This window comes from Streptomyces globisporus, assembly GCF_003501885.1.
Lineage (GTDB): Bacteria > Actinomycetota > Actinomycetes > Streptomycetales > Streptomycetaceae > Streptomyces > Streptomyces globisporus_D.
The window spans coordinates 1-20002 of record NZ_QWFA01000051.1 but is presented as its reverse complement, the minus strand read 5'-3'; the positions used below and the strand labels follow the sequence as shown (position 1 = coordinate 20002).

The 20002-nt window shown below is 71.1% G+C and carries 19 protein-coding genes and 1 pseudogene; 14 read left to right on the top strand and 6 right to left on the bottom strand.

Going from position 1 to position 20002, the window contains the following annotated elements; genetic code table 11:
* Positions 1 to 77: 77 nt before the first annotated feature.
* Genes D3105_RS12095 through D3105_RS12085 form a run of 3 tightly spaced genes read right to left on the bottom strand, consistent with a single transcriptional unit; the run spans position 78 to position 2121 of the window.
* On the bottom strand, positions 78 to 842 hold the full coding sequence (locus D3105_RS12095) for an AIM24 family protein (protein ID WP_118903222.1): 765 nt from the start codon (positions 840 to 842) through the stop codon (positions 78 to 80).
* Positions 839 to 1489 carry an AIM24 family protein gene (locus D3105_RS12090; RefSeq protein ID WP_109196455.1) on the bottom strand — a complete coding sequence of 217 codons (651 nt, stop codon included), beginning with the start codon at positions 1487 to 1489 and terminating at the stop codon, positions 839 to 841. The genes D3105_RS12095 and D3105_RS12090 overlap by 4 nt, the downstream gene beginning before the upstream one ends.
* The gene (locus D3105_RS12085) at positions 1489 to 2121 is read right to left on the bottom strand and encodes an AIM24 family protein (protein WP_118903242.1); all 633 of its coding nucleotides are present in this window, start codon (positions 2119 to 2121) and stop codon (positions 1489 to 1491) included. The genes D3105_RS12090 and D3105_RS12085 overlap by 1 nt, the downstream gene beginning before the upstream one ends.
* 234 nt (positions 2122 to 2355) lie before the next feature.
* On the opposite strand from D3105_RS12085, the gene D3105_RS12080 reads away from it, so the two are divergent.
* From D3105_RS12080 to D3105_RS12055, 6 genes are all read left to right on the top strand, one after another.
* Complete coding sequence (locus D3105_RS12080; RefSeq protein WP_030579910.1) at positions 2356 to 2706, top strand: DUF3817 domain-containing protein; 351 nt, start codon at positions 2356 to 2358, stop codon at positions 2704 to 2706.
* Positions 2703 to 2999, top strand: a complete 297-nt coding sequence (locus tag D3105_RS12075; protein WP_118903220.1) for an MTH1187 family thiamine-binding protein — start codon at positions 2703 to 2705, stop codon at positions 2997 to 2999. The genes D3105_RS12080 and D3105_RS12075 overlap by 4 nt, the downstream gene beginning before the upstream one ends.
* Positions 3000 to 3179: 180 nt before the next feature.
* Positions 3180 to 4997, top strand: coding sequence for a glycosyltransferase family 2 protein (locus tag D3105_RS12070; RefSeq protein WP_206272714.1), 1818 nt, complete (start codon positions 3180 to 3182; stop codon positions 4995 to 4997).
* A gap of 3 nt (positions 4998 to 5000) precedes the next feature.
* On the top strand, positions 5001 to 6956 hold the full coding sequence (locus tag D3105_RS12065) for a galactose oxidase-like domain-containing protein (RefSeq protein ID WP_118903216.1): 1956 nt from the start codon (positions 5001 to 5003) through the stop codon (positions 6954 to 6956).
* Positions 6957 to 7035: 79 nt separating this feature from the next.
* Positions 7036 to 7593, top strand: coding sequence for a SigE family RNA polymerase sigma factor (locus tag D3105_RS12060; RefSeq protein ID WP_118903240.1), 558 nt, complete (start codon positions 7036 to 7038; stop codon positions 7591 to 7593).
* On the top strand, positions 7590 to 8825 hold the full coding sequence (locus D3105_RS12055) for a hypothetical protein (protein WP_118903214.1): 1236 nt from the start codon (positions 7590 to 7592) through the stop codon (positions 8823 to 8825). The genes D3105_RS12060 and D3105_RS12055 overlap by 4 nt, the downstream gene beginning before the upstream one ends.
* A gap of 15 nt (positions 8826 to 8840) precedes the next feature.
* Here D3105_RS12055 and D3105_RS12050 read toward each other — a convergent pair whose 3' ends face one another.
* Complete coding sequence (locus tag D3105_RS12050) at positions 8841 to 9890, bottom strand: glycoside hydrolase family 6 protein (protein ID WP_118903212.1); 1050 nt, start codon at positions 9888 to 9890, stop codon at positions 8841 to 8843.
* A gap of 143 nt (positions 9891 to 10033) precedes the next feature.
* Entirely contained in the window at positions 10034 to 11017 is a 984-nt protein-coding gene (locus D3105_RS12045) for an ArsR/SmtB family transcription factor (protein WP_118903210.1), read from the bottom strand.
* 96 nt (positions 11018 to 11113) lie between these two features.
* Here D3105_RS12045 and D3105_RS12040 point away from each other — a divergent pair, with 96 nt between their 5' ends.
* The 4 genes from D3105_RS12040 (at position 11114) to D3105_RS12025 (ending at position 15274) form a co-directional block, all read left to right on the top strand.
* Positions 11114 to 12565 carry an MFS transporter gene (locus tag D3105_RS12040; protein WP_118903209.1) on the top strand — a complete coding sequence of 484 codons (1452 nt, stop codon included), beginning with the start codon at positions 11114 to 11116 and terminating at the stop codon, positions 12563 to 12565.
* A gap of 10 nt (positions 12566 to 12575) precedes the next feature.
* Positions 12576 to 13085: a MarR family winged helix-turn-helix transcriptional regulator gene (locus tag D3105_RS12035; RefSeq protein ID WP_010060117.1), complete on the top strand. Its 510-nt coding sequence runs from the start codon at positions 12576 to 12578 to the stop codon at positions 13083 to 13085.
* A gap of 65 nt (positions 13086 to 13150) precedes the next feature.
* Entirely contained in the window at positions 13151 to 13477 is a 327-nt protein-coding gene (locus tag D3105_RS12030; RefSeq protein ID WP_118903208.1) for a DUF3817 domain-containing protein, read from the top strand.
* A 96-nt stretch (positions 13478 to 13573) separates the two neighbouring features.
* Positions 13574 to 15274 (top strand): acyl-CoA mutase large subunit family protein, encoded by a 1701-nt coding sequence (locus D3105_RS12025; RefSeq protein WP_097971495.1) that lies wholly within the window; start codon positions 13574 to 13576, stop codon positions 15272 to 15274.
* 170 nt (positions 15275 to 15444) lie between these two features.
* On the opposite strand, the gene D3105_RS12020 is transcribed toward D3105_RS12025, so the two are convergent.
* The gene (locus D3105_RS12020; RefSeq protein ID WP_118903206.1) at positions 15445 to 16071 is read right to left on the bottom strand and encodes a TetR/AcrR family transcriptional regulator; all 627 of its coding nucleotides are present in this window, start codon (positions 16069 to 16071) and stop codon (positions 15445 to 15447) included.
* A 404-nt stretch (positions 16072 to 16475) separates the two neighbouring features.
* Here D3105_RS12020 and D3105_RS12015 point away from each other — a divergent pair, with 404 nt between their 5' ends.
* The 4 genes and pseudogenes from D3105_RS12015 to D3105_RS11995 form a co-directional block, all read left to right on the top strand.
* A complete protein-coding gene (locus D3105_RS12015; protein WP_118903204.1) occupies positions 16476 to 17447 on the top strand; it encodes a tetratricopeptide repeat protein in 972 nt (323 codons plus the stop codon).
* Between the two features lie 651 nt (positions 17448 to 18098).
* Positions 18099 to 18752, top strand: coding sequence for a DUF6230 family protein (locus D3105_RS12005; protein WP_118903201.1), 654 nt, complete (start codon positions 18099 to 18101; stop codon positions 18750 to 18752).
* A gap of 96 nt (positions 18753 to 18848) precedes the next feature.
* Positions 18849 to 19394: a DUF6114 domain-containing protein gene (locus tag D3105_RS12000; RefSeq protein ID WP_118903199.1), complete on the top strand. Its 546-nt coding sequence runs from the start codon at positions 18849 to 18851 to the stop codon at positions 19392 to 19394.
* A pseudogene (locus D3105_RS11995) lies at positions 19384 to 20002 on the top strand (hypothetical protein); the annotation flags it as partial. The gene D3105_RS12000 and the pseudogene D3105_RS11995, both read left to right, overlap by 11 nt.

Below are 20002 nucleotides of genomic sequence, written 5' to 3'. Positions count from 1 at the left end.
GCCGGACGAAATCAGGGAGGTCTGAGGAGTGTGACAATCGGCGCAGACGTTCGATGTCACACTCCGCAGACTACCGCTCACAAGCCGAAGCGACGCTGGAGGTCCCCCAGCTGGCCGGGCATGCGCGGGGTGGAGCCGTGTTGACCCCCGCCGCCCGGGACGCCCGGCTCGTTCGGCACGATCCCCGTCGCCTGCTCCGCCATCAGCGCCTCGGACGACTGGAGCAGCACGGTGCCCGCCCCGACGAACTCGAACTGGTGCTCCTCGCCCGATGTCCCGCCGATCCCCGTCAGTGACCGGATCCCGCCCATGACGCCCGTCATGTACCCGTGGTCGTAGTGGTGGCAGGGGGAGGGGCAGTCGGCCCACCCCACCAGGGCCTGCGGGTCCACCCGCAGCGGCGGCTCCATGAAGACCACCGGGCCGTTGGACGCGGCCACGAACTTCCCCGTGCCGATCAGCGTCACGAACCCGGGCACGATCGACTGCTTCAGCGCGAGCGACGGCTCGTACGCCAGCAGGTTCCCGGACCGGATCGTCAGGTTCCCGTCGTCCAGGTCGAAGGAGTTCACATCGAAGGCCCGGTCGGCCAGCAGCATCTTCCCGCTGCCCTCGGCCACCACCCAGTCGCTCGCGTGCAGCGGCGAGTGGAAGCTCGTGCGCACCAGCCGCTCGAACCGGCCGTGCCCGATGCCGTCGAAGCTGATCTGCCCGTAGTAGGCGATCATCCTGCCCTTCTGCAGGAACCACCGGCTCCCCTTGAGCTCCACGCAGAAGGTGTAGGAGTTGACGTTGTCGTCCGACGGCAGCGTCATCGGATCGAAGACCACGGGCGTGCTCACAGCTTCTCCTCGGATGCCTGGACGTACACCGCACCGCTCCCGCTCAGCTCCAGCTGGAACGCCTCGCCGGAGCCCCGCCCCACCATGTCCCGCCAGCCGACCGCCGTGGAGAGCTTGTTGCGGACCTCCCCGTGGTGGGCGACATAGGCCTGCGGGTCCACATGAACGTCCCGGCCCGGGGTGATCGGCAGCTCGATCACCCCGCCGTGCGCCATCACCGCGACCGCGCCGTGCCCCTTGAGCGTGGTGGTGAACAGGCCCTGGCCGGTCACCTGGCCGCGCACCATGCCCATCACCCCGCCCTGTGAGCCCATGAACATCGTGCCCTGCTGGAGCGTCCCGTCGAAGGCGAGCAGCCGGTCGGCCTCCACGTACAGGGTGTCGCCGGACAGGTTGATCACCTGGATGTGGTGGCCGCCGTGGCCGAACATCACCGTGCCCGACCCCTCGACCGTCATCAGCGGCGTCGCCTCGCCCGCCACCCGGCGGCCGATCATCGACGCGACGCCGCCCTGGCCGCCCTGGATGTTCGGGGTGAACGACACCTCGCCCCGGTACGCCAGCATCGCGCCGCGCTGGCTGAACAGCTTCTGGCCCGGGGCGAGCGTGGCCTCGACCATCTTGGAGTTGATCTCGCGGAACGGCATCAGACATCGCCCCCGACGGTGTTGCGCTCGCTGGGCTGGACGTAGACGAGTCCGTCGCCCTCGAAGCGGATCTGGAACGCCTCGCCGGAGCCCTCGCCCATCAGCGTCCGGAAGTTCACACCCGACTGGAAGCTCTGCTGGAGCCGGCCCTGATGGGCGATGTACGCGCCGGGGTCGACCATCAGCGGATACTGCGGCGAGACCCGCAGCAGCACCGCGGCCCCGTCCGACATGATCGCCGCCTGCCCGGTGCCCTCCACCGTGGTGGTGAACAGGCCGTTGCCGCTCGCGCCGCCGCGCAGCCCGGTGAACGTGGTGCCCGTGCGCAGCCCGGAGTCGGTGGCCAGCAGATTGCTCGCCTCCACGTACAGGGTGTCGCCGTGCAGCGAGACCAGATTGATCTCGCTCGCCCGGTCGGCGAAGTAGCAGGTGCCCTGCCCGGACACCTCCATCACCGTCATCTGCTCGCCGGTCAGCCGGCGGGTCACCATGCCGCGCAGCCCCTCACCGCCGCCGGACATCTTCTTGAAGCTCATCCGGCCGTCGTACGCGACCATCGAGCCGTTCTTCGCCTTGACGGCGTCGCCGGTCAGATCGACGGCGAGCGTCTTGCTGCCTTGGAGTCGGAACATCGCCACGCCCCGAAGGTAGCCCGCAGCCCCGCGCCCGTACCAGGTCCCGCGCAACCGTTACGCCCCTGATGCTCCCCTGATGCGCACCCGGACCGGCCCTGATATGCGGTGATACGCACAACCGTGCCCCCCGGCGGCCCCGGCGCCGGGGGCGTACCGGCGCGATGCCACAATGGGGGCGGCTTGTGCCCGTGTTCACAAGCCCGCCCGCCCCCTCTCACCGAAGGTGCCCTCGTGGACATCAAGACCGCTTCCGCCCTGCACCGGCTGCGCCTCATCTCGCTTCCCGAGGCGCTCTCCTTCCCGGCGCTGCTCATTTTCGGCTCGCTGCTCATGCGCGTCTCGGACATCGACTTCCTGATGCCGCCCCTCGGCATGATCCACGGCGTCCTCTTCACGATCTACGTCGTGTTCCTGCTGGATGTCTGGGTCAAGGCCAAGTGGCCGCTCAAGCGCGTCGCGCTCTTCTTCCTCCTCGCCGTCATCCCCTTCGGCGGGCTCTACGGCGACAAGCTCCTCAAGAAGTACGAGGCCGACGGCGTCATCGCCGCCCGCGCCCGTCGCGAGGGCACGGTCAGCGCATGATCGTCGCGTTCTCGGTCTCGCCGCTCGGTGTCGGTGAGGACGTCGGGGAGTTCGTCGCCGACGCCGTGCGGGTCGTGCGGGAGTCCGGGCTCCCCAACCGCACCGACGCGATGTTCACCTCCATCGAGGGCGAGTGGGACGAGGTCATGGACGTCGTCAAGCGCGCCGTGGCCGCCGTCGAGGCCCGCGCCGGTCGCGTCTCCCTGGTACTGAAGGCCGACATCCGGCCCGGCGTCACCGACGGTCTGACCTCGAAGGTCGAGACCGTGGAGCGGTACCTCGGGGGCGCCTGACCCTCTGACACCCCGCTCGCGCGGCCCGTGCCGCGTTCACCCGAAAAGCCCCCGGCGCCACACGGCCGGGGGCTTTTCTGGTACCGGACCAAAAACCGCTCACTCGGACCTGCCAAGTCGACACACCGTTAGCCGTCCCCTTCTGTGGGGATATCAACCCGTTCGACAGTGGGAGGCACGGTGCGGTCGGAGGGCTACGACTACGACACCTACAGCCGGCTCGCGGGTCCGCTCACGGAGCCGGAACCGACGGGGTACCGGGTGCGGTACAGGAGCCTGCTCTCGACGGAGAAGCACCGAATAAGAGCCGTCCTGCTGATGACGCTCGCCCCGGTGCTCACCGGGATCCTCCTGCTCTACCTGGTCTGGCCCACGCACTGGACCGAGCGGGAGAACGGGGAGCGCTGGCTGGTCGTCGCCGACGCCGTGATGCTGGCGTCGATCGCCCTGATCGAGCTGTTCATGCTGGTCAACGTGGTCTCGATCGCGCACGCCACGCTCGTCGCGCGGGACCCGGTCCCGGTGACGCCCGAGCCCGGCACCCGGGTCGCCTTCCTGACCACGTACGTCCCCGGCAAGGAACCGCTCTCCATGGTCCGCGCCACCCTCAAGGGCGCCGTACGGATCGAGCACCCCGGCCCGCTGGACGTCTGGCTGCTCGACGAGGGCGACGACCCCGGCGCCCGGATGCTCTGCGCGGAGCTCGGCGTCCACCACTTCACCCGGCGCGGCGTCCCCGAGTGGAACCGCGACAAGGGCGTCCACAAGGCGAGGACCAAGCACGGCAACTACAACGCCTGGATCGCCCTGCACGGCGGCGACTACGACTTCTTCGCCTCCGTCGACACCGACCACGTGCCCATGCCCAACTTCCTGGAACGGATGATGGGCTACTTCCGCGACCCGGACGTCGCCTTCGTCGTCGGACCGCAGGTCTACGGGAACTACGACTCGGCCGTCACCAAGGCCGCCGAGTCGCAGCAGTTCCTCTTCCACGCCCTGATCCAGCGCGCGGGCAACCGCTACGGCGCCCCCATGTTCGTCGGCACCAACAACGTCGTGCGCATCGCCGCGCTGCGCCAGGTCGGCGGCCTGTACGACTCGATCACCGAGGACATGGCCACCGGCTTCGAGATCCACCGCCGCCGCAACCCGAGCACCGGGCGCTACTGGCGTTCCGTCTACACCCCCGACGTGCTCGCCGTGGGCGAGGGCCCCGCCTCCTGGACGGATTTCTTCACCCAGCAGCTGCGCTGGTCGCGGGGGACGTACGAGACGCTGTTCAAGCAGTACGGCAAGGCGCTCTTCCGGGTGCCTCCCGGGCGGCTTTTCAGCTACACGCTGATGCTCGTCTACTACCCGATGACCGCGGTCAACTGGCTGCTCGGCATTCTCAGCTGTGTGCTGTTCCTCTGGTTCGGCGCGTCCGGCACCCAGGTCGCCGCCTCCATCTGGCTGATGCTCTACAGCGACGCCGCCGCCCTCCAGATCGGGCTCTACCTCTGGAACCGCCGCCACAACGTCTCGCCCCACGAGCCCGAGGGCTCCGGCGGCCTGGCGGGCATGGCCATGTCCGCGCTCTCCGCGCCGATCTACCTGAAGTCGCTGGGCTCGGCCGTGCTGCGCACCGACGGCCGGTTCGTCGTCACACCCAAGGGCGGCCAGGCCTCCCCGGACCGGCTGCTCACCTTCCGGATCCACCTCTTCTGGGCGGCGGTCCTGCTCTCCTCGCTCGCCGCGTCCGTCTACCTCGACCACACCCATGTCGCGATGCGGACCTGGGCGACGCTGGGCCTGGCGATATCCCTCTCCCCGGTCGTCGTCTGGGCCTGGACCGTCCGGCAGGACAAGCGCGCCGAGGCCGCGCGCGCCGTCCCCGTCCCGGCGCCCCCGCCGCCCGAGCCGGCGTACGTCACCGCCACGACGGCCCCCGTCCCGCCGACGACCACCGCGGCGAGCGCCGGCACCACCGCCACCACCACCGCAGGAGGGAACTGAGCCATGGCCTACCGGCCCTCGAAGAAGACGAGGAAGACGCTCCTTGGCGGCGGCGCGGTGGTGCTGCTCGCCGGGCTGAACGCACCCGCGGCCCTGTCCTTCGCCGAGGACAGGTACCACGCCTACAAGATCGACCAGCCGGCGTACAAAGCGGAGTACGGCTCCTGGGAGCAGGTGAACATCCCCAAGGAGTACCGCACCAACGCCATCCACGCGGCGCTCCTGCACACCGGGAAGGTGCTGATCGTCGCGGGCTCCGGCAACGACGAGGCCCACTTCGACGAGGGCACCTTCGACACCGTGCTGTGGGACCCGGCCGAGAACACCTTCCAGAAGATCCCCACCCCGGAGGACTTCTTCTGCGGGGGCCACGCCCAGCTCCCCGACGGCCGCCTCCTGATCGCGGGCGGCACCGCCCGCTACGAGGTGCTCGACGACAAGGTGGAGCGGGCCGGCGGCGGCATGCGGGTCAAGAACGAGAACCCGGACAAGCCGCTGAAGCTCAAGAAGGGCACGGTCTTCCGCTCGCCCTCCGGCGTGGAGTACCGCGCCAAGTTCGACGTCACCGTGCCCAAGGCCAAGCGCGAGTTCGAGGTCGACTACTTCGAGAGCGGCCAGATGAAGCCGTGGAAGACGAAGGTGACCGCCGCCGAGCAGCGGGTCTTCGTCGAGGCGGTGAACGAGGGGCCGGACGCGGTGACGACGGACGCCGCCCAGTACGAGATCGTCGGGCTCAAGGGCAAGGAGGCCGACAACGCGTACGGTCTCGCCGAGAAGATCACCATGGACAAGCAGGACTTCCAGGGGATCCGGGCCGCCTACGAGTTCGACCCGACGGCGGAGAAGTACATCAAGGTCGACCCCATGAAGGAGGCCCGCTGGTATCCGACGCTCGTCGGTCTGGAGGACGGCCGGGTGCTCTCCGTCTCCGGTCTCGACGACGTCGGCGCGATCCTCCCGGGGGACAACGAGATCTACGACCCGAAGACGAAGAAGTGGTCCAAGGGCCCCTTCCAGTACTTCCCGACCTACCCGGCGCTCTTCCTGACCAAGGGCGGCAAGCTCTTCTACCCGGGCGCCAACGCCGGATACGGCCCGGCGGAGAAGGGGCGCGAGCCCGGGATCTGGGACATCAAGAAGAACACCTTCACCAAGGTCCCCGGCCTCACCGACACCGACCAGCTGGAGACGGCCGCCTCGCTGATGCTGCCGCCCGTGCAGGACCAGAAGGTGATGGTGCTGGGCGGCGGCGGGGTCGGCGAGTCCAAGAAGTCCACGGCGCGTACGGCCGTCATCGACCTCAAGGAGGACAGCCCGGCCTTCCAGCCCGGCCCCGATCTGCCGCAGGGCACGCGCTATCTGAACAGCGTGATCATGCCCGACGACACCGTCTTCACCAGCGGCGGATCCGAGGACTACCGGGGCCGCGGGGCCAGCAACATCCTGAAGGCCCAGTCCTACGACCCGAAGACCAACACCTTCAAGGAGGCCGCCGAGCCGACGGTGGGCCGCAACTACCACTCCGAGGCGCTGCTGCTGCCCGACGGACGCGTGGCGACCTTCGGCTCCGACTCCCTCTACGGCGACAAGGACAACACCAAGCTCGGCAAGTTCGAGCAGCGCATGGAGGTCTACACCCCGCCCGCCCTGCACCGCGGCAAGGACAAGCGTCCGGTGATCGGCAACGGCCCCGAGAACGCCGAACGCGGCACGACGGTCGCATACGAGAGCGCCGACGCGGACCGCATCGCCACCGCCCGGCTGATGCGCCCGAGCGCCGTCACCCACACCACCGACGTGGAACAGCGCTCCATCGAGCTGGGGCTGAAGAAGTCCGGCGGCAAGCTGAGCGTCACCGTGCCGGACGACCCCACGCTGGTGCCGCCCGGCTGGTACATGCTCTTCGTCACCGACACCGACGGCGTCCCCTCCGAAGCGAAATGGGTCAAGGTCGCCTGAGGAGGCATAGCGGGAGGCACCCGCGCGCGTCAGTACGGTCAGGGAGGGCAGGGGGCCCGCCCGGGAGGAGAAGGTGACCGTGGACGCGGCAGGCCAGGAGAGCTTCCGGGAGTTCGTCAGCAACCGCTCGCCGGCGTTGCTGAAGACGGCCGTGCTGCTCAGCGGCGGGGACCGCCACGCGGGCGAGGATCTGCTGCAGAACGCGCTGATCAAGGCCGCCGGGCGGTGGGGGCGGATCGACGAACCCGAGGCGTACGTACGCCAGATCCTCTACCGGCAGCAGGTCAGCCGCTGGCGGCTCAAGGGGCGCAGACGGGAGCTGACGGTCGCCGAGCCGCCCGACCGCGGCAGCGGCACGGACGGCGCGGGAGCCACCGAGCTGCGGCTCGTGATGCGTGAGGCCCTGTCCCGGCTCACCGCTCGGCAGCGCACCGTCCTCGTGCTGCGCTTCTTCGAGGACCTGCCCGAGGCCGACGTGGCCCGGCTCCTCGGCTGCTCGGTGGGCACCGTGCGATCCACCACCCACCGCTCCCTGGCTCGGCTGCGCGCCCACGCTCCCGAACTCATCGCCCTCGGCGGGCCCGGCGCGGAGCAGCCGTCGTCCCGCAGTCTCGCCGCCGTGGAGGTACGACCGTGAACGTCGAGGAACTCGTCCGTGACTCCCTGCGCGAGCAGGCATCCGACGTCCCGCCCCCGCGCTCCGGGTTCGCCGACCGGATCCTCGCCGCACGACGGCGTCGCCGGGCCCGCACCCTCGCCGCGGCCGCGGGCACCACGGCCCTCGTCGTCGCGGCGGCCGTCGGCGTGCCCACGCTCCTCGACGCCGGCCCGGACGACGGACGGGGCCGGGGGATCCACGCGGTCGGCGGGGAGGTCTCCGACCGGGGCGTCCTGAGCCATGTCGACCAGTCCCCACCGCGCGACAAGATCGCCGTCGGCGACCAGGTCCTCGCCGCGTACTCCACCTCCAAGAAGGTCCGGCAGCCCAACCGCGACGAGATCGTCGAGCGGACCTATTCGGTGCTGAACCAGGAGACCGGCCGCTACGAGGTGGACGAGCGCTGGTCCTTCCTCGCCGTCGCGCCCGGCATGCGGACCGCCGCCGTCCTGGAACGCGAACTGCCCGCCCCCCGCATCGGGCTGCTCGACCTCCGTACCGGCGAGGTGACCCGCTGGATCCCGCTGGCCCAGGGTGTCGGCGGCCTCTTCTTCTCGCCCGACGGCAGCAAACTGGTGGCCACCACGTACGACAAGAACCCGGACCGCGCCTACTGGGCCCACAAGGTCCAGGTGAACGACGACCTGGAGCCGCAGCGGGTGCCCTGCCGCACGGGGTTCGCCGTCGTCGACGTGGCGACGGGTGACTCGGACTGGCACGCCCTGCCCGCGTTCACCGACAGGGGCATGGGTTTCGGCTCCGGCGAGAACCTGCGCTTCAACGCCGACGGCACCCTGCTGTACGAGCCCATCAACATGGACCCGGGCGTCGTCTACCGCGACTTCCACGGCGAGAAGGTGGCCGTTCCGGCCGAGGAGGCGCACGTGGACCTGATGTTCGCGCCCGCCGGCCTCTCCCCGGACGGCAAGCTCGTCGCCGGGCCCTTCGCGGGCGGTGTGAAGACCACCGCCACCCAGGTCCTCGACCCCCGGACGGGCAAGCGTGTCGCCAAGCTGCGGGGCCAGGAACTCCTGGTCTGGGTCGACAACGAGCGGCTGATCGCCTGGGACATCGCCCCGGGCGGCGGGGAGTACGAGAACCGGCTGGTACTCGTCGGCATCGGCAGCGAGAAGACGGTCTCGCTCAGCGGCGCCCGAACACCCAAGGACCACTCGGCGCAGCGCTGGGAGCCGATCTTCGCCCGGAGCTGAGAGCGCGCTGCGGGCTCAGGAGGCGGCGCGCCGGGCGAGGCCGAGGGCGTACTCCGGCCACCAGTCGCCGGCCGGCGGGCCGCCCCGGCAGGTGCCGTCGGAGTCGCCGGGCCGCTTGATCCACAGGTAGGCGTCGAGCCGGTCGTCGCCCGTGTCGGTGGTCGGGGGCGTGCCGAGCCCCCGGCCCGGCGGATTGCACCAGGCCTCCTCGCGGCCCCCGGACAGGGGGCCGTTGCCGTTGCGGCTGGTGTCGATCACGAAGTGCGAGCCGCCCACGGCGTCGGAGAGCTGTCCCGCGTACGTCTTCACGCTGTCGTTCGACTGGAAGTTGGAGACGTTCAGCGAGAAGCCGTCGGCCCGCTCGACGCCCGCCTGCCGCAGCGGCTGCGCCATCTTGGCCGGCTCGTCGATCCAGTCCGGGTTGCCCGCGTCCAGGTAGACCTTGGTGTTCGGGAGGGCCCCCAGGGTGTCCACCGCCTCGGAGAGGAGCTGGTAACGCTCGGCGTGGTGCTCGGGCGGGGTGCAGCCGTCCGTGATGTGAGGGAGGGCGTCCGGCTCCAGGATCACGGTCGCGCGCGCGTCCCCGACGGCGTCGGCGAACTCCCCGATCCAGGAACGGTAGGCGTCCGCGTCCTTCGCACCGCCCGCGGAGTACAGCCCGCAGTCGCGGTGCGGGATGTTGTACGCCACGAGCACGACGGTCTTCTTCGTCCGGGCCGCGGACCGCACGGCGGCCCGGATCCCCGGGGCCGGGTCGTCCCACGCGGGCCAGTCCGCCACCGGCCGCTCGGAGATCCGCCGGAGGATCTTCGCCTCCGCGTCGCGCCCCTCCTTCTCCCAGGCGCGAACCTGGCGGGCCGCGTCGCTGTTCGGGTCGACCCAGAACGGGGAGGCCGCGCTCGGGGCGGGCTCCCCCCGGACGAGTCCGTCCCCCTCCTCGGCGGCCCCGGTGACGCGCGGCTCCGGGGTCGAGCACCCCGCGGTGAGGGCGGTCGCCAGGGCGAGGGCGGCCAGGACACGGACGGTACGGGGGAGAGTGCGCGGGACGATGCTGCGGCCGGACATCCAGACCCCTCGGGCGGCGATGACTCACGGATACGGAGCAGGGGAGTACGCGGGAAACGTGGCAATCGTGACATAACGGTTACCGAGGGTGGTGGCGCGACACCGTCCGTGACGCGTCTGTACGTACGTCCGCGGGCGCGCCTTCACTCCGAGGCCGCCAGCGCGATCCCCAGCGGTGTGCGCTCGTACAGCACCTGGTGCCCGTACCGCCGCGAGGTCAGCAGCCCCGCTCCGCGCAGGACGGACAGGTGGGCCGAGACGGACGACGGGGCGAGGTCCAGCAGATGGGCCAGGGTGGTGGTGCCCGCCGGTTCGTCCAGCGCGCACAGCACGGCGGCCCGGGCCCGGCCGAGCAGCAGCCCGAGCGCCTCGGGGGTCCGCTCGCCGGCTCCGGACCAGAGCCCGCCGATACCGCGCGCCGGATAGATCAGCCCCGGCTGCCACGGCTTCTCGTGACCGCCCACCACCTCCGGCCAGACGAAGACGCTCGGCATGAGCACCAGACCCTGCCCGCCCAGCACTCGCTGGTGGTCACCCCGGGTCCCGGCCAGGGTGAGCGTCGAGCCGTTCCAGCTCAGCCGCGGGCTCACCTCGCCCAGCAGCTGTTCCAGGCCGCTGTCCGCGAGCCGCCGGGAGTGGTGGGCGATGTCGGCCTCCAGCAGCGCCCGGAGCCGGGGCCAGTACGGCTCGATCAGCGTCTGCCAGACCCGCTCCAGCAGATCGGCGAGCTCGCGCACCGCCCGCGCCGGATCGGCCAGCAGCCGCCGCCCGGTCGCCGAATCGGCCCCGCCGGGCCGGTCCGCCAGGGCCAGCGCCATGTCGGCCCGCGCCACCTCCGGATCGGTCGCCCGGACGGCCGCGATCTCCTCCTCGAAGGTGGCGAGCGGGCCGATCGGCGGCGGGCAGATGAAGTCCGGGTTGTGACCGGCGTCCGGCATGAGCAGCCACAGCGGCTCCAGGTCCAAGGCCGCGGCCGCCTCCCGGATCCGGCGGAGCCACGGCAGGTGGTAGCCGTGGCGGTAGGGGCGGGAGAGGGTGCGCACGGCTTCCTGGGTCTCGAACAGCGGCGAGAGCGCGAACCGGCAGCGCAGCAGGTCGCTCTCGCCGAAGTGCAGCTGGAACGGCACGCCTCTCCCTCCGCCGCGAAGCCCCTGCGGGCCCTCAACATTCGTGCTGAGCCGAAAGTCTACGGACGGCGGGGGCCCGGGCCCCAGTCTCGTCCCATGCCGAACGACAGCCCCGCCCCGGCGGACACACCCCGTACCCCGCCCGCCGCGGTGGCGCAGGTCCCGGCTCCGTTCCCGGAGCGTGCGGCCTTCCCCGACCCGGGCCCCGGGCCCACGCTCCGGGACCCCGGGCCCCTGGCCCCCGCCGCACCGGGACCGGGCTCGGGTCCCGACGCCCCGGCGGGGGCCGCCGCCCCGCGCGGCTACCGCGCGGTCTTCGCCGTGGCCGAGTTCCGGGCCGTCTTCGCCGCGCATCTGCTCTCGCTGCTCGGCGTCGTCGTCAGCGAACTGGCGCTCACCGTCCTCGTCTACGACCTCACCGGCTCCCCGCTGCTCAGCGCGCTGACGTTCGCCCTGGGGCTGCTCCCGTACATCGTCGGCGGGACGCTCTTCGCCGGGGTCGCCGACCGCTACCCGGCCCGCCGCGTCCTGGTCGTCTGCGATCTGCTCTGCGCGGCGTGCGTCGCCGTGATGCTCGTGCCCGCCACCCCGGTCGCCGGGCTCCTCGCGCTGCGCTGCCTGGTCGCCGCGATCGCGCCCGTCTTCACCGGGACCCGGATGGCGGCCCTCACCGACATCCTCGGAGAGGGCGACCTCTACGTCCTGGGCCGCTCCCTCCTGCGGATCGTCTCGCAGAGCGCGATGCTCATCGGGTTCGGCGCCGGCGGGGTGCTGCTCACCGTGCTGTCCCCGCGCGGCGCGATCACCGTCACCGTGGTGACCTTTCTCTGCTCGGCCGCACTCCTGCGCCTCGGCACCCGCGACCGCCCCGCCCGCGCCACCACCGCCGACGGCGGCGGAACCCTCCTCAGGGAGTCGCTCTCGGGTGCCCGCCTGGTCCTGGGCGACCGTCGCGTCCGCGCCCTGATGCTCCTGTTCTGGCTGCCCGCGATGTTCGTCGTGGCTCCCGAGGCGCTCGCCGCCCCCTACGCCGACGCGATCGGGGCCTCGCCCGCCGCGCTCGGGCTGCTGCTCTGCGCGATGGCCGTCGGGCACATCGGGGCCGAACTGTTCGTCGGGTCCGCGCTCAGCCCCCGTAACCGCTCCCGGATCGTCCTGCCGGTCGCCGCCCTCGGCCTGCTGCCGCTGCTCGTGTACGCGGCCCGGCCCGGGCTGCCGCTCGCCCTGGCCGCGCTCGCGCTCGCCGGGGCGGGAGCCGCGTACGTCATCGGGCTCGACCAGTGGTTCGTCGACGCCGTGCCCCAGGAGCTGCGCGGCCGGGCCATGACGCTGCTCACCGCCGGGCTGATGACCGTCCAGGGCCTCGGGATGGCGCTGGCGGGGCTCGCGGCCGAGTTCTTCCCGGTCCACCAGGTGGTCGCCGGATCCGGAATTATCGGTACCGTCTGCACGCTCCTGCTCGTGGCCGAGGTCCGCCGGACGGGCCCCGGACGGATGTCCGATACCGAAGGACGAGACGGGGCTGACCGGCATGTGACCAGTCGGTAAGGTCAATGCCGTGCCGAAGCCGCTCAGCCTTCCCTTCGATCCCATCGCCCGCGCCGACGAGCTCTGGCAGCAGCGCTGGGGCCCCGTGCCCTCGATGGGGGCGATCACCTCGATCATGCGGGCCCAGCAGATCCTGCTCGCCGAGGTCGACGCCGTCGTCAAGCCGTACGGGCTGACCTTCGCCCGGTACGAGGCGCTGGTGCTGCTCACCTTCTCCAAGGCCGGGGAGCTGCCGATGTCCAAGATCGGCGAGCGGCTGATGGTGCACCCCACCTCGGTCACCAACACCGTGGACCGGCTGGTGAAGTCCGGCCTGGTCGACAAGCGGCCCAACCCCAACGACGGCCGCGGAACCCTCGCCTCCATCACGGACAAGGGCCGCGACGTCGTCGAGGCGGCCACCCGGGACCTGGTCGCCGTCGACTTCGGACTCGGGGTCTACGACTCCGAGGAGTGTGCCGAGATCTTCGCCATGCTGCGCCCGCTGCGGGTGGCGGCCAAGGACTTCGAGGAGCGCTGAGCGCGGCCTTCCGGTAGGAGGGGCCGCGCGAAGATCGCCCCGGACGCCCGGTTACGCTCGATGTCATGAAACAGAACGTGCTCACCCGCTACCGGGTGATGGCCTACGTCACCGCCATCTGGCTGCTCGTCTTCACTGTGGCGATCATCGCGAAGTACGGCTTCGGGACCGGCGACACCATGCTGATCTCCCAGATCCACGGCGTGCTGTTCATCGTCTACGTCGTCTTCGCCTTCGACCTCGGCTCCAAGGCGAAGTGGCCCTTCGGCAAGCTCCTGTGGGTGCTGGCCGCGGGCTGCATCCCCTTCGCCTCGTTCTTCGTCGAACCGAAGGTCAGCCGCGAGGCCCGCGCCCTGGTCACCGACCCGGCCCCGGCCCCCGCGAAGGTCTGACCCGGCGCCTCCGGCACCCCGCGAACCGCCCCGCGCACAAAGCGCCGGGCGGTTTGCCATCGACATTTACTAGGACGTCCTAGTAAATTCGAGGGTATGGACGCTGACGCGATCGAGGAAGGCCGCCTCCGCTGGCAGGCCCGTTACGACAAGGCCCGCAAGCGTGACGCGGACTTCACCACGCTCTCCGGGGACCCGGTCGAGCCCGCGTACGGGCCCCGCCCCGGTGACACGTACGAGGGATTCGAGCGGATCGGCTGGCCGGGGGAGTACCCCTTCACCCGCGGACTGCACCCCACCGGCTACCGGGGCCGTACGTGGACGATCCGCCAGTTCGCCGGCTTCGGCAACGCCCAGCAGACCAACGAGCGCTACAAGATGATCCTCGCGGCGGGCGGTGGCGGCCTCAGCGTCGCCTTCGACATGCCGACGCTGATGGGCCGCGACTCCGACGACCCGCGCTCGCTCGGCGAGGTCGGCCACTGCGGGGTCGCCATCGACTCCGCCGCCGACATGGAGATCCTCTTCGGTGACATCCCCCTCGGCGACGTCACCACCTCCATGACGATCAGCGGCCCGGCCGTCCCCGTCTTCTGCATGTACCTGGTCGCCGCCGAGCGCCAGGGCGTCGATCCGGGCGTGCTCAACGGCACGCTCCAGACCGACATCTTCAAGGAGTACATCGCGCAGAAGGAGTGGCTCTTCCAGCCCGAGCCCCACCTGCGCCTCATCGGCGACCTGATGGAGCACTGCGCCGCCTCCATCCCCGCCTACAAGCCGCTCTCCGTCTCCGGCTACCACATCCGCGAGGCCGGAGCCACGGCCGCGCAGGAGCTGGCGTACACGCTGGCCGACGGCTTCGGCTACGTGGAGCTGGGCCTCTCGCGGGGTCTCGACGTCGACACCTTCGCCCCCGGTCTCTCCTTCTTCTTCGACGCCCACCTCGACTTCTTCGAGGAGATCGCCAAGTTCCGCGCGGCCCGCCGCATCTGGGCCCGCTGGATGAAGGAGACGTACGGAGCCAGGACCGACAAGGCGCAGTGGCTCCGCTTCCACACCCAGACCGCCGGGGTCTCCCTCACCGCGCAGCAGCCGTACAACAACGTCGTCCGCACCGCCGTGGAGGCGCTCTCCGCGGTCCTCGGCGGCACGAACTCGCTCCACACCAACGCCCTCGACGAGACCCTCGCGCTCCCCTCCGAGCAGGCCGCCGAGATCGCCCTGCGCACCCAGCAGGTGCTGATGGAGGAGACCGGCGTCGCCAACGTGGCCGACCCGCTCGGCGGCTCCTGGTACGTGGAGCAGCTCACCGACCGGATCGAGGCCGAGGCCGAGAAGATCTTCGACCAGATCAAGGAGCGCGGCACCCGGGCCCACCCCGACGGGCAGCACCCCATCGGGCCGATGACCTCCGGCATCCTGCGCGGCATCGAGGACGGCTGGTTCACCGGCGAGATCGCCGAGTCCGCGTTCCAGTACCAGCGCGCCCTGGAGAAGGGCGACAAGCGGGTCGTCGGCGTCAACGTCCACCACGGCTCGGTCACCGGCGACCTGGAGATCCTCCGGGTCAGCCACGAGGTCGAGCGCGACCAGGTCAGCCAGCTCGCCGACCGCAAGGCCGCCCGCGACGACGCCAAGGTGACCGCCGCGCTGGACGCGATGCTCGCCGCCGCCCGCGACGGCTCGAACATGATCGCGCCGATGCTCGACGCCGTACGGGCCGAGGCCACCCTCGGCGAGATCTGCGGCGTACTGCGCGACGAGTGGGGCGTCTACACGGAGCCGCCGGGCTTCTGAGGACGGCACGGCCGGGGCGGCGTCCGCCCCGGCCGCGTATCGGCCCGCTCAGCCGGGCAGGCGACGGCAGTACAGCGCGTCCGGGGTGCCCCCGCGACCGATCGCCGTGGAGAACGGCGGGCTGCGCGACGGCGACGGGCGCCGCCGGTCCGGGCCGCGGGCGGGCCTTCTCACCCTGCCTGGGCGCCCGCCAGCCCCAGCAGCAGCAGCGAGGTGAAGCCGCTCGCCCACTCGGCGTCCACCGGCTCCGCGCTCACCAGGGTCCGGTGCACCACCGCTCCGGCGATCACGTCGAAGATCAGGTCCGCATTGCGGGCCGCGGCCGAGGCGTCGTCCTCGTACCGCAGCTCCCCGCGGGCCTGGGCGCGCTCCCGGCCCAGCAGCACCAGCCGCTTCTGCCGGTCCACGATGGCCGAGCGGATCCGGTGGCGCAGCGAGTCGTCGCGGGTGGACTCGGCGACCACCGCCATCAGCGCGGTACGGGCCTCCGGCCGTTCCAGCAGCGCGGCGAACTGGAGCACGACGCCCTGCACATCGGCGGCCAGGCTGCCCAGGTCGGGCAGCTCCAGCTCGTCGAAGAGGACCGCGACCGCGTCCACGACCAGCTCGTTCTTGCCCGCCCAGCGCCGGTAGAGCGTCGTCTTGGCGACCCCGGCCCGGGTCGCCACATCGCTCATGGTCAGCTTCGACCAGCCGAGATCGACCAGGGACGCCCGCGTCGCCTCAAGGATCGCGGCGTCGGCCGCGGTGCTGCGCGGCCGTCCTGTTCGGGTGGCTTTGGGGTCGGTGTCGCTCATGATGCGGCGACCATACCGGTCGGTAGGGAGAACGGTTGTGCCCCGGTGCCCGTGAGACAGATCACCGGGATCACCTGTTCCGGCGGGCTGATCGGCAGTTACGCTACGGGTCGTAGCGTAAGGAAGGCGGCCAGGGCTGCCCCGGACGCCACGGAACGCACGAGCGACAGCCACCGGGGCCTCCAGAGGCCCCAGGCGCCGGGTGGGGACCCGGAGCCGCACGGACCGGCCCGGATGGGGATCCGGCAGGTCCACCACCAGGGTCTTTCCAGGTCCGTCAGGGTCTTTCAGGGGCCCGCAGCCGTTCCGGTCCGTCCGCCCTCGCATGCCAGTGGGGGCCCCGGGCCGGGCCGGTTCTCGCGCTCGCTTTTCGCAGCGGCGCGGTCTCGGGGGAGGATGTACGTATGCAGCCTAGGAACATGTCCATGAGCGGCGTTGTCGACCTCGCCGCGGTCAAGGCGGCCGGAGAGGCCAAGGCCAAGGCGGAGCAGGCCCGCGCGGAGGCCGCCCGCACCGGGGGCGCCGGCGCCGTGTCGCCCGCCGCCCTGGTGATCGACGTCGATGAAGCCGGTTTCGAGCGCGATGTCCTCCAGCGCTCCGCCGAGGTCCCCGTCGTCATCGACTTCTGGGCCGAGTGGTGCGAGCCGTGCAAGCAGCTGGGGCCCCTGCTGGAGCGCCTGGCCGTCGAGTACAACGGCCGCTTCCTGCTGGCCAAGGTCGATGTCGACGCCAACCAGATGCTGATGCAGCAGTTCGGCATCCAGGGCATTCCGGCCGTCTTCGCCGTCGTCGCCGGCCAGGCCCTCCCGCTCTTCCAGGGCGCCGCCCCCGAGGCCCAGATCCGCGAGACGCTGGACCAGCTGATCCAGGTCGGCGAGGAGCGCTTCGGCCTCACCGGGATCGCCGTCGACCCGGACGCCGGGGCGCCGGGCGCGGCCCCGGCCGAGGTGCCGGCCGGTCCGTACGACGCGCTGCTGGAGGCCGCCGCGTCCGCGCTCGACGCCAATGACTTCCCCGGCGCGGTCCAGGCGTACAAGAACGTCCTCGTGGACGACCCGGGCAACCCGGAGGCCAAGCTCGGCCTCGCCCAGGCGGAGCTGCTCGGCCGCGTCCAGAGCATGGACCCGCAGGCGGTCCGCAAGGAGGCGGCGGACAACCCGGGCGATGTGAACGCCCAGATCGCCGCCGCCGATCTCGACCTGGTCGGCGGTCATGTCGAGGACGCCTTCGGCCGGCTCGTCGAGGCGGTCCGCCGTACGGCCGGAGACGACCGGAACACCGCGCGGCTGCGGCTGCTGGAGCTGTTCGAGGTGATCGGTCCGGAGGACCCCAGGGTCACCGCCGCGCGCACCGCGCTGGCCCGCGTCCTGTTCTGATCCGGCCCGCCGTCCGCTCCGGACGCGCCCGATTGTGCCGATGTGACAAGGCGGCCGCACTGCCCACCGGGCAGCGCGGCCGTTTTGCCGTTCCGACACCGAATACGGGCCCCGTAAGCCTTCGCTTTACCAAATCTTGACAAAGATGCAAACTGTTACTCGCAGTAAGTCATGCGGGTCGTTCTGTCCTGCTTCCGGGAAGTTTCCCGCCATTCCGATGTCCCTTTCGTGCCACCCTGCGTCGCCGCTCGATGCCGCCCTGTCGTCCTCTGGTTATCGGGCCGTTACTAGCGAGTAACGATCCCCCTTGTGTCAGGGCCGTGAATGCACCACGATCGGCCACGCTCGGTCCCATACCTTCAGCCCGGTCTCCAGCCGGTGTCCGAGGGTCTGTTGGGTCCCCACCGGGTGGGTCGGCGGCAGAGGCGCCGACCGTGGACAGGGGGGTTCCCGCTCACGGGCGGGGCCTGTCCGACCGGCCGTGCGGACAGCGCGGCCAGTGGTTGTCGCTCGGGGGTGAACGCCGGTGGATCGGATGCGGGACACGTCTCCGATACGGGCGCTCTCCTTCCCGAGGACGTAGCACTTCTCCCATCCCAGGACGGGCACGATGCCCGGCCGGAGATGTACGTCCGAGAAGAAGGAGCAAGTATGGGTTCCCAGGTTCGCGGTGGGACGAGATGGAAGCGGTTCGCTCTGGTCATGGTGCCGAGCGTCGCCGCGACGGCCGCGGTGGGCATAGGCCTGGCCCAGGGTGCGCTGGCGGCCTCGTTCAGTGTGTCAGGGCAGAGCTTCAAGGTCCGGACCGACAAGCTGGACGGCCATGACTTCGTCCAGTACGGCAGCGTCGCGGTCGGCAAGGACCTCAACGGCAAGGAAGCGGCACACGCGGTCGCGGTGTCGGGCTTCAGCCGCGCCACCATTACCAACATGTGCCAGTCGGTGGTCACGCCGAAGGTCCCCTTCATCGGCAAGAGCATCAGCCTTGAGCTGAGGGCCGGTACCAACCCGGACCGTCCGGTCGAGGCCACCAACCTCTACCTGGACGTCGCACAACTGGACGCCAACGCCGAGTTCGAGAACATCGACATCGGTGTCGCGGCCGGTGCGCTCAAGAAGAAGGACAGGCCGAACGGGATAGGCATCCAGCCTGGCACCCAGGCCAACGAGGCCGGATTCGCGCAGCGGGCCGACCGGGCCGTTCTGACCGACGTGAAGCAGACGGCGTGGGCGACCACCGCCGGCACCTTCAAGCTCAGCGACCTGAAGCTGAGGCTGCACACGGGCGTCAAGGAGTGCTACTAGCACTCCGGCCAAGGCGGCCGGAAACGCCCCTCAGGGCTTTCCGGCCGCCCACCCTCCCCTTCTCACGGCAGTACCGGTTCCAGGGAGCTGTTTTCCATGAGCCCCGAGTCCACAGGGCAGAACGAGCACTACATCCGCGTCCTTCGGCGACGCTTCCGCGCCTGGCGGGGTCACCGTCCGTTCTGGGCCGGACTGTTCACCATGGCCGGTGGGGTTCCCATCGCCTACTTCCCGTACGCCAGCTTGAAGCTCGGCAACATGACGCTGGCGATGTCCACCACGGCCGGCGCCGGATCCCTGATCATCGGGGTTCTGCTGATCACGCTGGGACTGACGATGTGGTACCACAGCATCGTCCGGGTCTTCGCCGGTGTCGCGGCCATCCTGCTCGCGCTGATCTCCATACCCGTCGCCAACATCGGCGGCTTCGTCATCGGGTTCGTCCTCGCCCTCGTGGGCGGAGCCCTGTCGATTTCCTGGGCCCCGGGCAGGCCGGAGGACGCCGAAGAGGCCCCGCTCGCCGAGCACCCGGACGAGGAGCGGTCCGAGGAAAAGCTTCAGGTCGCGGGCGTGCCGCAGCAGCAGGGCGCCGGGTTCGACGCGCCGGCCGAAGCCGACGGCGGGAGGCATCGTGCGGGGTGACGACGGACAGCGGGCGGACGCCCGCCTCGGCGCCGGGCTCCCCGAGCGCAGGGGCCCCCGCCACGCGGCCCCCAGGAAGTCGCTGCTGACCAAGCTCCACCTCCCCAGCGGCAAGAAGGCACTGGCGCTCGCGGCGATGCCTACGGCGGTCTTCGTGGGCATGGGACTCACCCCCAAGCTCGCCCTGGCCGACGACAACGGCGACATCCCCTTCGCGCCGGGACCGTGCGTCACCCGGTCCGACGAGCCCAGCGAGAGCGAGTCGCCGAAGCCGACCCCGTCCCCCTCGGACACCGAGAAGGACGACGCCTCCGGCAAGGAGGACTCCGCGTCCCCGAAGCCCTCGGCGAGCGGTTCGGCGTCCGACCCGGACAAGGACCCGGCGGCCGACGACGCGAAGCCGGACCCGGACAAGTCGGCTTCGTCCGCCGGTGAGAAGCCCGCCGAGGAGCCCTCCGCGACCCCGACGCCCACCAAGTCGAAGAACCCCCTCGACCCGCTCGGCCTCGGCGACGCCCTCAAGGACCTCTTCGACGGGCCGGACGACAAGGGCGGGGCCGAGGATTCGGCCGACCCGCCCCCGAGCCCCACCACCGAGGCCCCCGAGC